Raw genomic sequence first — 11,898 nt, 5'->3', positions numbered from 1 at the left:
CTGTTTCTGGGAAGCGTCAGGAAAACGTGGCGATTACTTCACGCCTTCCTTGTACCAGTAGGTGCGCTTGCGGGTGTGCAGGGCCGGCGGCGAAATCTGGTTCACGTCGATGTCAGAAGACGTACCAGTCGCAAGTCCCGTTCCTCCATTCGCGCCCTGCTGGTTGCCGCCACCCGTCAATACGGCCACCGTCGCCGTGCCGATCTGCACGAAACCGAACACCGGCGTGGGCGGCATGCCACCGCCGGTGAAGGTCACGAAGCCCTGGCTGTTCATGCCCAGGCCGGTAAACACATTGATGGCGTATCCCTCTGCGATACCAAGGTTGGCCACGCACTGCGTGGAGCTGGGGGACGACGGCGTGTTGGTGCCGAAATAGGCATACCCGGCCACGATGACCGGGGCGTTCACGCCCTTCTCGCCCGACACGTAGTTGATGAAGAAACCTTTACTGGGGCCACCGGATTGGGCTGTAGCCGTTGACTGGTTGTAGGCCACCGGCGTATTGCCACTGGTGAACGTCAGAGTGAGGTTGCTCTCCGTGTACGGCGTCCAGCCCGTCGGCACCGAGGTACCAGTATTGGGGTCATAGATGGCGAAGAACGCGTTCTGCACCAGATTGGCCGAGCCCGTGGCCTGCGAGTAGAGCGGGTGCTCGCGATCGCCCGACGACGCCACCACCACGTCATACGACGACGTGGTCACCACATCGACCGGATAGAAGAACTTGCGCGCGTTGTTGCCCGTGCCACCCAGACTGGCCAGCTGCGACACCGTCCAGCCGCCGCTGGTCGGCAAATCCACACGCCAGATATTGCCGCCCAGGTCAGGGGCATAAATGCGGTCGATGTAGCCGTCACTGTTGCGGTCCAACAAGGTCAGCTGCGAAGGAATCGCAGAAGTCATGGTCGGCACCGCCACGCACGTGGCACTCGCAGGCGCGTTCGAACACGACGGCTGCGCCACCCAGACCGGAGAGCCAGTGACCGCATCGAGCACGAAGATGGCGCGCCCCTGCGTGTCCGGGCCCACATAGGGATCGACATCCTCATAGGTCGGGTCATAACCGCCGCCCATGATCAGCACCGGATTGGTATGGCCAGGCACCAGCGCCACGATGGGCCGCGACCACGCCTGACCCAGCTCGGGCAGGTCGGTCTTGGTCTTTTCCCAAAGGAACTTGGGATTCAACGGATCCGTGACGTCAAAGGCATAGATGAACGAGCCACCGCGGCGCGGCGTCAGGTAGATGTACTTCTTGCCATACGTGGTGCTGGCCGGGCGATTGTCCTGGAACGTCGCCGTGGTGCCGTCCATGAAGTAATCCTTCGACGTCGAACCCTGCGGAGGGTTGGCGCCGAACTTGGCGGTCGGACTGTTGTTGTACAGGCGGACGAGCTTGCCAAAAAACTCCGGTGCCACGAACGACCACAACTCGCCGCCGGCCGGCACGGCGGTCGCACCCGTGCCAATGCTTCCCGACTGGTTGCCGTTGATGGCATGGAACATGCCGTCATTGGTGCCGTAATACACGACCACGCCCGTGCTGCCACCGTAGTTGATCACCGCCGGCTGCGAATGCAGCACGTCGCCGTGGATGGAGGGGCGCGCCGTGGACGTGGCGCCCGTCGGCAACGCAGGCGAAGGTGAGGTATTGGGGTTGTATCCATACGGACCCGGCTCGGTTTCGTTGCCGGCCAGGTCCTCGCCACGCACCCAGTTGATCAGCGTATTGGTGGTGGGCACGGTGCTGGTGGTCGTGGTGAACGCCGTACTCGCCGTCAGCGTGCTGTTGCTTGTGGCGAACTTGTCCGGCACCGCGTTGGCCGTGCAACTGCCTCCGCTATTGGCACAGGTGTAAACCGTACGCACGTCGCTGACCAGGTTCACGCCACGCAGCACTTCCGCCACCGCGCCCTTCTCCACCAGCGCTCCGTCAGGGGCATCCGTGGGATCGTTCGTGGCACTGCCTGTGCCAAAGACATTTCCCTTGGCGACATAGGTGTTGTACCAATACCCCGTTGAAGGCCATTGCGCCGTACCCACGGCATTGGTCGCCGTGGTCCAGAAGCTCGTGGCCCCCGGCGTGATGAAGCCCGTCGTCGCCGAATTCACCGCCGCGCTACCCTTGGCGTCGGTAAGCACCAGCGTACCGTTGATGTAACCGGCCTGGTATTGCTTCAGGTTGCCCCACCAGCGCGGGAGGAAGCTGTTTTCGGGGCGGAACATGCCATAGAAGAACTGGTTGTTGTACGTACCCTCGTTGTTCGCGCTCAACGGCAAGCTCACCGACGAGAACACGCTGTTGACAGCCTGGACTTCGTTGAAGATCTGCGAAAGGTCGTCGACCAACTCCTGCAGCGGGTTGGTGTCCGTAAGGTTGATGATGAAGGCCTTGCCACCGCCGTTGGACGCCATCGCCTGATAGTACTCGAGGGCACCCAGCGCCTTGTTGTTCGTGGTGCCATCCCACACCACGATGGTGTAGGTGATGATGCTCTGATTGCCTGTGCCGGCCGCCGTCTGGTACATGAAGCGCGACCACTCCGGGCCGCCGCCCAGCCCCTGCCAGCCGTTATTGGCAGGGGGGAGAACCACAGGCTGCTGTTGCGCTGTGGTGGCGCCCGCCGCTATCAGCGGATCAATCCAATCGACGCTATTGCCGGAGATACTGGAGGCGTTATTGACACCGGCAATGAATATCTGAAAGTTCTTTCGGCAATGGTCGCTGTTGACGAGATTCGTGTAGCTCTCGTTGGACTGGCCTACCTTGGCCGAGTAATAAGCCCAAACCTCCTGCTCGCCAGTGCCCATGTTTTGCTTGGTACCGTCACCGCCAGACTGGACGTTCTTGGTATTCAGCGCCTGGATGGCACTGAGCAGACTCGCCATGCTGGGGATCCCATTGGGGCAGTTGGAGGGGGTGGTGGTGGAGTGTCCAATGCACGGCAAGGCCTGCGGTGCCGGGCCGGGAGAGCCAATCACCGAGGGAAACTTGAACGTGCCACCATTGCCGGAAAAGGCTAGCCCGTTGTTGTTGGAGATGCCGTCCCCCGTGTCGTTGTAGCGCATCAGGCCCATATTGATGTTGCCTGCCAACGCTGGGTTCTGCCCCAGGTTGTATACCGCCGTGTACAGCCCGCATTGAATAAATCCGGACAGCGACTGCGGCTTGAAATTGCCCGAGTTGGGGTTCTGACCATTCACCGTGGGACAGGTGAATGACACCGCGGAGGACCACTCCTGCGCCGTGTTCAGGTTGAAAATCAGATCTGGCGCACCGCCCGCCGTGTAGTTGAGCGCCGGCGCGTAAATGTCGATGTCCTCCGCTCCCACCGAGGGCGAAAGCATGCCTGCCACCGCGGCAAGCAAGGCGAGGGGCAGAAAGCGACGGAGTAGGTGGCGATGCTGGCGCATGGCACGATCCCGGATAGGAGGCATGGGGTTCATTTGCAGACGGCTCGCGCGGGAATGGTGTACATGCGCGCCGAAATGCCTTGGTGAAGCACGACGGAGGTGGCCGAGAGGGTGGTGTCATTCACGGTGGACTGCACGTCCCACTGCGTGTCCGAGCAGACGGCGGTGCTGTTGTTGCCGGCGTTGATCAAGCCATCGGTGGAATACCCGCTACTACCGGCGCACGCGATGTCCTGGGGCGTCGTCGGCGGCGACGGAATCACCGCCGGCACGATCGCCTCGCAGACGGGCGCCGACACCTGCGCGGTGTAGTTTGCCTTGCTGCTGTAAAGCGGCACGTCCACGTTGGAGTTTGCCGTGATCAGGGTCTGCGTGAACGGCTGACTCACGACGTACTCGATACCCTTTTGCGCAGCCGTCTGCGCTTCGAACTGGTACTGCTGATTACTGGCAACCTTGACGTCGACCATGCTGACGCCAACCATCGAAATGGCGGACACCATGAAGATCAACAGGAAGATCAGCGTGGTGACCAGGGTAAAGCCGCACTGGTCACGTCGTGCGGCAGGGGTGCGTTTCATCATTTCATCTCCCGCAAGCCACCGGTGTTCCACACGCGTGCAAGCGTGGTGTAGACGTGACGCTTGTAGGTGTCGTTGTAGGGACCGTCGGTGGTCTGTCCGCCGTCGACGGTGGTGCGACCGAGGTTGTAGGTACGCGTATCGTTCCAACCGACCGTTGGATCGGTATTCCTCGCCAGCAGGCTGACGCGCACGGCCGTCACGTTGTACCAATTGGTGACCGCGTTGCCCCAGCTGTAAGTCGGGGAAATCGCCGTGCAGTTCGCGGTATTGTCCTTGCCCGGGTCGTCCACGTAGCAGTCGGGCGAACCGTTCTGGTCCTCGTCGATGCCGTAGCTGTAATGGATGTCCTGGATGCCCTGCACCAGCGACGAGATGACCAGCGAGCCGGCCTTGAGCTCGGCCACCTTCAGCGTAGGAATATTGTCGCTCGGCGAGCAGGTATCGCAGGTGGAGAGAAAATAAATGCGCTCCACGTACTGGCGCATCTCGGCCTTCGTGCCGTTGCAGGCCAGGGTCTGCAGGGTGAATTTGCTGGCCGTCTTGTCGAACACCAGCGGCACTGTGTCCTGGGTGCACTGCGACAGCTGCAGGAAGTAGTTCGTGGTGTCCACGCTTGCCGAAACATCGCCCGAGGCATAGCGCACCACCAGCATCTCGGAATTGGGCGCTACGTTCTGGCCGCTGAGGCAGGTAGGCACGGTCGCACCATAGACCAGACCCACCACGCCGTTGGGCAAGGTCAGCGAGGGCGTGGTGGCGAACCCCATCGATGTCAGGACCGTGGCACAGGGATCGGGGTTGCCATAGCTCGGCGCCGAAGACACCAGGCTCGCGCGCCCGTAGAAACCGGACTGGGCGATGTCCGTCTCAATCGACTGGATCGCGAAGCGTCCGTTTTCCACCTGCGCGGAGGTCTTGCTGAACTCGTTGTGCGTCGAGTTGTTGGACATGTACAGGCCGGCCAGCGCGGCCAGCATGATCAGGCCAATCGCCATGGCGATCATGAGCTCGATCAGCGACAGGCCGCGCTGCGAAAGACGCAGCATGCCGCGTCCCGGACCCGATCGACGGAAGAGGATAGGCATAGAGGTCATGAGCTGAGGTTGCCGATCTGGACGAGGACGCTGACGGCGCGCCGCTTGTCATCACTACCGTAGTTGCCCGAACCACAGGTCACGTAGTTGTTGGTGACCGTGGACGACAAGCCCTGCCAGGCCACGGTCACGCTGTAGACGTTGTTGACGGAATCGGTCTGGTTGATGCAACCAATGGCACCGATCATGACGCCGGCCTTGGTGGTACCACTGGTTTCGCCGGCGCCCTGCAGTTCGCTCTTCCAGGCCGCAAGGTCGGCATTGGCGGTGGACTGCTGCTGCGTGCTGCTGCCCGCCACAAGGGTGGTGCTACAGGTGGGCAGGGTCGCGTTGGTCGCCGTGCCCGTGGCGCCGTTGGAGTAACAAGCCGCCACCTGCCGATTGGCGTTGATGCGCGACACCATGTCCTGCACCAGGGTCAGCGCCTGCACGCGCTGGTAGGACTCCATTTGGTTGCGCGACGAGTTCAGCGACAGCGCAATCGCGCCAAGCAGGGCAATGGCGGCGATGAACATCGACACCATGACTTCGATCAGCAAGACGCCTCGCTGGTGCTTCATGAGCAGGCTCCCGACGTGGTCTGCGTGCGGCCGCTCGACCCGACATTGACGCACAGGGTTTGTATCTTGCTGCTGGCCGTCGACGGCTTGACGGTGAACTTCAGGCTGAGCGGCTGGGTCATGCGCCCGTTGCCACTGAACTGGTACTGGGTGTTGCCGCCCGCCTCGGTGATGGTAACGCCGTTGAAGATGTCATGACTGCGGATGGTGGAGGCGGATGCCGGCGCAACACCCCAGCCACCCTGCCAGCCTGCCGCGGCGGCAGACACATTCACCTGGGCATTGCGCTTGACGGCCTCGCTGCGTGCGAACGTGACGGTGGATACCACGTCCAGCGCGGCATTCTTGATGCGCTGGTTGCCCAGCATGATCCCGAAGTTCGGTACGGCAAACAGCAACAGCGTGACGAACACCGCCAGGGTGGCGAGCAGTTCAACCAGGGTGTATCCGCGTTGGACGCGCATTGTCATGGCACTCGTTACCAGCAGCTGGTTGGCAATTTCGTACCATCACTGGCCAACGACAGGGGGTTGCAGGCGGTATCGTTGGCCTGGGCGCCCGTGGACGTGGGGGTGGCCGTGATGGTGTAGCTCGGCAGTGCACCCGTACCGGGCGTTATCACAAAGCTGTAGTTGGCGTACGTGTTGCCCGGAAACGCAGAGGCGGGGTAGCCAACCGACGAGGCAGTGGCCACATAGGCCCGGTTGTCGATCAGATACCGCTCTTCGGCGGACGCTATGCCGAGCAGGACGTCTTCCGCGGCGTTGCGGTTCGCCCGCACGACGTACTGGTGGTACTTGGAAACCGCCACAGCGGTCAGGATCCCGAGGATGATCACCACGGTCATCAGCTCGATGAGGGTGAACCCGCGGACGCTGGCGCGTGCAACGCGCGACGAAGCCGCCGATGCCCGCAGATGGGGGTTACCCCCGAAACGATGACCACTCCTATTCATTCGCCCTCCCCTTAGGACTCCTGAATGTGTTGAACCGATGATCGTTCCTGATCCGCGAGTAGCGCCCCCTGCGCATTGAACTTAGTTGTGCTGACGAATGCCGTCGATGTTCAGTTTGGCATAGGCCGGATGGATTTAACTAGCAGCCAGCCGGGCCATCTCGGGGGCCGATGATCCAATTGTTAAGTGGGCCACAGTTTGCCGGCCGGGCGGGCCATGGAAACGATTCAGTCTGAGGCAAGCCGTGAACCGGGACGGCCCATGCCTGCAAATTATTGCGGCCGCCAACGCTCGTTTGAGACGGAAGACGCAGTATTCCGCCGTGCTGCCGCCGTCGCGTTCCGGATCGGGCCGGGAGCCGCCGGATCAGCCCCGGCCGTCCGCCCCGCCGCCGGGCAGCGGATCCCCCGCGCCGTCGTCTTCATCCCCATAAATGGCGACATGCGGTACGCCGTCGGCACCGATCCAGCCGCGGTACATGCCGTCCGTATTGAAAGGCATGGCCACCGTGCCGTTCTCATCCAGGGCAATGGCGCCGCCGTTGCCCCCCATGGACGGGATTTCCTGGTTGATCACTTCCGCCGCGGCACGGCGCAGCGGCACCCGCATTTGGGTGACGCGCATGCAGATCGAGTGGGCCGCCACGGTGCGCAGGTAGTACTCACCCCAGCCGGTACCGGAAACCGCACAGCCCGAGTTGGCGTACGTACCCGCGCCGATAATCGGCGAATCGCCCACGCGGCCCCAGCGCTTGTCCGTCATGCCGCCCGTCGAGGTGCCTGCCGCCAGGTGCCCCTGGGCATCAAGCGCCACCGCACCCACGGTGCCGAAGTGTTTGGCCGTCTCCACGTCTGAATGCTTTTCGTGGTTCTCGTCTTCCTTGAGCGCCTTCTGCAGCTGCTGCCAGCGTTCTTCCGTGCGGAAATAGGACGGATCGACCAGCGTCACGCCCGCCTGCCGCGCAAACTCCTCCGCGCCATCGCCCACCAGCATGACGTGCGGCGACTTTTCCATCACGGCGCGCGCCAGCAGGATCGGGTTCTTCACGCGGTGCACGCCCGCAATCGAGCCCGCCTCCAGCGTGGCGCCGTCCATGATGGCGGCATCCATCTCGTTCTTGCCGTCATGGGTGAACACCGAACCCTTGCCGGCGTTGAAGTTGGGATCGTCCTCGAGCACGGTGATGGCAGCGGACACCGCATCCACCGCGCTCTTGCCCGCCTTGAGTTGCGCGTAACCGTTCTGCAATGACTGGACAAGCGCGGCGCGCACGGCCTTTTCCTTGGCCGGGCTCATCTCGCGCTTGATGACGCCAGCGCCCCCGTGGATCACCAGCACCGGCGAAGCGGCATGGCACATGGACGCAATTCCCAGCGCCGCGACGGCGGCGACAAGACAGCTGGACTTCACGGACGGTACTCCCCACAACGTTGGCGGGGAGTATAGCCAGCACGGCTAACGAAACGCGGCCGTATGGCCGCGCATCCGCTCAGGCGCAACCGGGCGTCGCGATAACGTCCAACTTCACCGTGTGGTCTTCTGGATGGTCGCCACCAACTTTCTCGCCCACCTGGATGGTGGCGGTCTGGCCAGGGTAGGAATGCAGTTTGGGGAAGATGGGCTGCCGGATGATGCCGCCCTCCAGTGCACTGCGAATTTCCACCTGCCCACTAGCCATGGGCTGCACGCTGACCGAGCCTTGCACGGGCGGATGTGATGCATCCTGCTCCCTGGTGAAACGATAGGGCTCGCCTGTTTTCAGGCAGACCTTGGCAGCCTTGTCGACCTCCTTGCCGTTGATGGAGAGCGCTACGTCGAGGCTGAAGCGATCGAACGACATGAGGTCCACCTTGTGCTTTCCGGCAAAACCAGCCAGGTAAGAACACGTCGGGGCAAGCTGCTGCACGTCGGGGATGTCGCTGCTGCGGCACGACCAGCCGACACTGCCGACTTGCGCAGCCGGGTGCATTTCGAGATCCAGATGGCCAGCGACCGCTCCGTGTACGTCGGCCAGGGTAACCAATACATGGCCGCCCTCAGCGATCTCCAGGCGCTTGATCGCAGGGCCGAACGCGCCGCTGTCCGGCGCAGGCAAACCCAATGCAGCATTGCCGGACGGGTTGCCTGACGGGCGACTCGTTGACTCAGCCAGCGCTTCCTGCGCCGGACGCGCAGCCTTCAGCGCGCTCGTCACGACGTCCTTTCCCGGGTGATAGGCGGCACCATCCTGCCCTGTGGCGGCGTACACCACAGCGGACAAGGCCGCGACAAGCAAACCCAGGCTCATGCGACCTGCCGAACGCCGGGCATGACCCGGTTGAATCCGCTTCAACATGACGATTCTCTCCGTGACGGGATGTCGTGAAGACCAACTGCAACCCACCGGCAGCAGGGCGCCAGTGGCCTGTGTCTTGAGCATGGCGCGCGCATACATGGCGCGCGACGCATCGTTCGTGTGAACCACGGCGGCGTCGCATGCGAGCTCAAGGTCATGGCGCAGCGCGCGCAGCCCCCACCATGCAAGAGGGTGGAACCAGAACAGCGAAGCAACCGCCTGACCGATTAGGCACCACCAACCATCCAGCCGACGCGCATGTGTCGCCTCGTGCGCAAGAATCAATGCCCGCTCGCCTGGCTCATAGCGGCGCTCGAAATCCGCGGGCAAGACGATGCGCGGGCGCCATGCTCCAACCAGTGCTGGACCTACATCAGCATGCGTGGCCTTCAACACGGGCCATGGAAAGGTCGTCCCGGGCATGGGCACCGCATCGCGCAGGCGATACCGGTAACGTCGCTGCGCCATCAGGGCCACCAGCGAAACACCCACGACACCGCCGAGCCATGCCATGGATACGAACCACGGTAGCTCCGGCTGAGTCGTGGAAGCTTGGGCAGCCGTCACCAGCGGCCCTGGGGCGCTGGCGATTTGCACCACGATAGGCGGGAGTCCCGCCAACGGCCCGGTCACCACATGCGGCAGGCACGCGACGACAACGGCGAGCGGCGGCACCGTCCACAAAAGCGCCGCCAGCTCCGTGCCGAACAGGCGACGACATGGATGGCGCAACAGGGCCACCGCACACACACCGAAGGTGAATGCCAACGTCGCCAGCCAGCCGTGCGAGATCCACTCAGGACTGCTCATCATCAAGCTCCTGCAGCAGCTTCTTCAGTTCGGCAATGTCCTTCTTCGACAGCTTCTTCTGTTCGGAGAAGTGCGCTACCAGCGGCGCCACCCGGCCACCGAAAAGGCGATCCAGCAGCCCTTTGCTCTCCTGCGACACGTACTGCTCGCGCGTCAGGCGCGGCGCGTAGAGATAGCGGCGCCCCTCGCGCTCGGCCTTCACGGCCTTCTTCTTGAGCAGGCGGTTGAGCAGGGACTTCACCGTGCCCTCCTGCCAGCCCTGTTGCGGGCCGACCTCCGCCAGGATGTCCTCGGCGCTGCGCGGCGACGAGCGCCACAGCACCTCCATGATGATCGCCTCGGCTTCGCTGACCGCCATACATCACCGTTTACGCGTGTAATTGCATTGATGTTTACATGCGTAATCGAACCAGGTCAAGCGCTTTCCGGGCACCACGCTCGCCTTGCGCCCCACCTGGGCTCCGCTGCCGAACCGCGCCAGGACGCCATCCGCATTGCCTGAGACTTTCGTACAGGGTGAGCGGTCACCAATCCGTCGTATCCTTGGAGGCTGGCTCTCCCCTGCTAGAAGGCATCGCAATGGACAAGGTTTATGCAAGCGCGGCGCAAGCCCTGGACGGTCTGCTGTTCGACGACATGACCATCGCCGCCGGCGGCTTCGGCCTCTGCGGCATCCCTGAGAACCTGATCGCAGCGCTGCTCGCGGCGGGTACCAAGGGGCTCACCATCGTCGGCAACAACGCTGGCGTGGACGATTTCGGCATGGGCCCGCTGCTCAAGACCCGGCAGGTCAAGCGCGTGTACGCCTCCTACGTGGGCGAGAACAAGGAGTTCGAACGCCAGGTGCTGGCTGGCGAGCTGGAGCTGCACCTGGTGCCGCAGGGCACGCTGGCCGAGAAGCTGCGCGCCGGTGGCGCGGGCATCCCGGGCTTTTACACGCGCACCGCGTTCGGCACCAAGCTGGCCGAGGGCAAGGAGACCAAGCTGTTCAACGGCAAGGAATATGTGCTGGAAGAAGCCATCCATGCCGACGTTTCCATCGTGAAGGCGTGGAAGGGCGACCGCCTGGGCAACCTGGTGTTCCGCAAGACCGCGCGCAACTTCAACCCGATGATCGCCACCTGCGGCAAGGTCTGCGTGGCCGAAGTGGAAGAACTTGTGGAAGTGGGCGAGCTGCCGCCGGACGGCATCCACGTGCCGGGCATCTATGTGGACCGCATCATCCAGGGTCCGTCGTACGAGAAGCGCATCGAATTCCGCACCGTTGCCGGCGCCAACACCGGCAAGGAAAGCCCGATCCGCACCGCCATGGCGCAGCGCGCCGCGAAGGAGCTGCAGGACGGTTTCTATGTGAACCTCGGCATCGGCATCCCGACCCTGGTGGCCAACTACATCCCGCCGGGCATGGACGTGACCCTGCAATCGGAGAACGGCCTGCTCGGCATCGGCCCGTTCCCGGATGACGCGCACGTCGACCCGGACCTGATCAACGCCGGCAAGCAGACCATCACCACCCTGCCCGGCTCGAGCTTCTTCTCCAGTGCCGAGTCGTTCGCGATGATCCGCGGCGGCCACATCGACCTGTCCATCCTCGGCGGTCTGGAAGTGTCCTGCACCGGCGACCTCGCCAACTGGATGGTGCCGGGCAAGATGGTGAAGGGCCCGGGCGGCGCGATGGACCTGGTCAGCGGCGTGAAGCGCGTGGTCGTGCTGATGGAGCACACCGCGAAAGACGGTTCGCCCAAGATCAAGGACCAGTGCGACCTGCCCATCACCGGCAAGGAATGCGTGGACCTGATCATCACCGACCTGTGTGTGTTCTCGGTCGAGAAGGGCAAGGGCCTGACGCTGATCGAGCTGCACGATGGCGTGTCGCTGGACGACGTGAAGGCGAAGACGGGCTGCGCCTTCGCCGTGAGTCCGTCACTGAAGCAATAAGCACCACCATGGCCCTCCGGCGCATGCCGGAGGGCTGCATACAGTAGCGTCTGAGAACCTGCTCTAAGAGCCTGTTCACGACCTCGCTTGAACGCTCATTTCCCCTCATCGTCATTCCCGCGAAAGCGGGAATCCAGTGACTTTCAGCTTTCGATGGCGCCTAAAAGGCGCTGGATTCCCGCTTTCGCGGGAATGACGGCGAGGA

The 11,898-nt window shown here is 63.1% G+C and carries 10 protein-coding genes; 1 reads left to right on the top strand and 9 read right to left on the bottom strand.

What is annotated here, in order from left to right; all coding sequences use genetic code 11:
• Positions 1–33: 33 nt before the first annotated feature.
• The 9 genes from HY57_RS07895 to HY57_RS07855 all read right to left on the bottom strand — a co-directional run bounded on the left by HY57_RS07895 (position 34) and on the right by HY57_RS07855 (position 10,113).
• Positions 34–3,417: a pilus assembly protein gene (locus HY57_RS07895; protein ID WP_019464737.1), complete on the bottom strand. Its 3,384-nt coding sequence runs from the start codon at positions 3,415–3,417 to the stop codon at positions 34–36.
• Between the two features lie 29 nt (positions 3,418–3,446).
• Complete coding sequence (locus HY57_RS07890; RefSeq protein ID WP_081500611.1) at positions 3,447–4,001, bottom strand: pilus assembly PilX N-terminal domain-containing protein; 555 nt, start codon at positions 3,999–4,001, stop codon at positions 3,447–3,449.
• The gene (locus HY57_RS07885) at positions 3,998–5,047 is read right to left on the bottom strand and encodes a PilW family protein (protein WP_019464739.1); all 1,050 of its coding nucleotides are present in this window, start codon (positions 5,045–5,047) and stop codon (positions 3,998–4,000) included. The genes HY57_RS07890 and HY57_RS07885 overlap by 4 nt, the downstream gene beginning before the upstream one ends.
• Before the next feature lie 44 nt (positions 5,048–5,091).
• Positions 5,092–5,655, bottom strand: a complete 564-nt coding sequence (pilV, locus tag HY57_RS07880; RefSeq protein WP_019464740.1) for a type IV pilus modification protein PilV — start codon at positions 5,653–5,655, stop codon at positions 5,092–5,094.
• The gene (locus HY57_RS07875) at positions 5,652–6,125 is read right to left on the bottom strand and encodes a GspH/FimT family pseudopilin (protein ID WP_026033832.1); all 474 of its coding nucleotides are present in this window, start codon (positions 6,123–6,125) and stop codon (positions 5,652–5,654) included. Before HY57_RS07875 ends, pilV begins: the two co-directional genes overlap by 4 nt.
• A gap of 8 nt (positions 6,126–6,133) precedes the next feature.
• Positions 6,134–6,610, bottom strand: coding sequence for a type IV pilin protein (locus HY57_RS07870; protein WP_081500612.1), 477 nt, complete (start codon positions 6,608–6,610; stop codon positions 6,134–6,136).
• A gap of 366 nt (positions 6,611–6,976) precedes the next feature.
• Positions 6,977–7,969 carry an isoaspartyl peptidase/L-asparaginase family protein gene (locus HY57_RS07865; protein ID WP_019464743.1) on the bottom strand — a complete coding sequence of 331 codons (993 nt, stop codon included), beginning with the start codon at positions 7,967–7,969 and terminating at the stop codon, positions 6,977–6,979.
• Positions 7,970–8,099: 130 nt separating this feature from the next.
• The gene (locus HY57_RS20790) at positions 8,100–9,755 is read right to left on the bottom strand and encodes a M56 family metallopeptidase (protein ID WP_019464745.1); all 1,656 of its coding nucleotides are present in this window, start codon (positions 9,753–9,755) and stop codon (positions 8,100–8,102) included.
• Entirely contained in the window at positions 9,742–10,113 is a 372-nt protein-coding gene (locus HY57_RS07855; protein ID WP_019464746.1) for a BlaI/MecI/CopY family transcriptional regulator, read from the bottom strand. The genes HY57_RS20790 and HY57_RS07855 overlap by 14 nt, the downstream gene beginning before the upstream one ends.
• A 221-nt stretch (positions 10,114–10,334) precedes the next feature.
• Here HY57_RS07855 and HY57_RS22280 point away from each other — a divergent pair, with 221 nt between their 5' ends.
• Entirely contained in the window at positions 10,335–11,693 is a 1,359-nt protein-coding gene (locus HY57_RS22280) for a 3-oxoacid CoA-transferase (RefSeq protein WP_019464747.1), read from the top strand.
• The last annotated feature ends 205 nt before the right edge of the window (positions 11,694–11,898 follow it).

This window comes from Dyella japonica A8 (assembly GCF_000725385.1).
Classification (GTDB): domain Bacteria; phylum Pseudomonadota; class Gammaproteobacteria; order Xanthomonadales; family Rhodanobacteraceae; genus Dyella; species Dyella japonica_C.
The sequence above is the reverse complement of the archived record's forward strand: the minus strand, read 5'-3'. Positions and strand labels throughout refer to the sequence as shown.

Bases quoted from the DNA above. Each gene is read 5' to 3' on its own strand.
- HY57_RS07895 (WP_019464737.1), bottom strand. From the start codon at position 3,417: ATGCGCCAGCATCGCCACCTACTCCGTCGCTTTCTGCCCCTCGCCTTG.
- HY57_RS07890 (WP_081500611.1), bottom strand. From the start codon at position 4,001: ATGATGAAACGCACCCCTGCCGCACGACGTGACCAGTGCGGCTTTACC.
- HY57_RS07885 (WP_019464739.1), bottom strand. From the start codon at position 5,047: ATGCTGCGTCTTTCGCAGCGCGGCCTGTCGCTGATCGAGCTCATGATC.
- pilV (WP_019464740.1), bottom strand. From the start codon at position 5,655: ATGAAGCACCAGCGAGGCGTCTTGCTGATCGAAGTCATGGTGTCGATG.
- HY57_RS07875 (WP_026033832.1), bottom strand. From the start codon at position 6,125: ATGACAATGCGCGTCCAACGCGGATACACCCTGGTTGAACTGCTCGCC.
- HY57_RS07870 (WP_081500612.1), bottom strand. From the start codon at position 6,610: ATGAATAGGAGTGGTCATCGTTTCGGGGGTAACCCCCATCTGCGGGCA.
- HY57_RS07865 (WP_019464743.1), bottom strand. From the start codon at position 7,969: ATGTGCCATGCCGCTTCGCCGGTGCTGGTGATCCACGGGGGCGCTGGC.
- HY57_RS20790 (WP_019464745.1), bottom strand. From the start codon at position 9,755: ATGAGCAGTCCTGAGTGGATCTCGCACGGCTGGCTGGCGACGTTGGCA.
- HY57_RS07855 (WP_019464746.1), bottom strand. From the start codon at position 10,113: ATGGCGGTCAGCGAAGCCGAGGCGATCATCATGGAGGTGCTGTGGCGC.
- HY57_RS22280 (WP_019464747.1), top strand. From the start codon at position 10,335: ATGGACAAGGTTTATGCAAGCGCGGCGCAAGCCCTGGACGGTCTGCTG.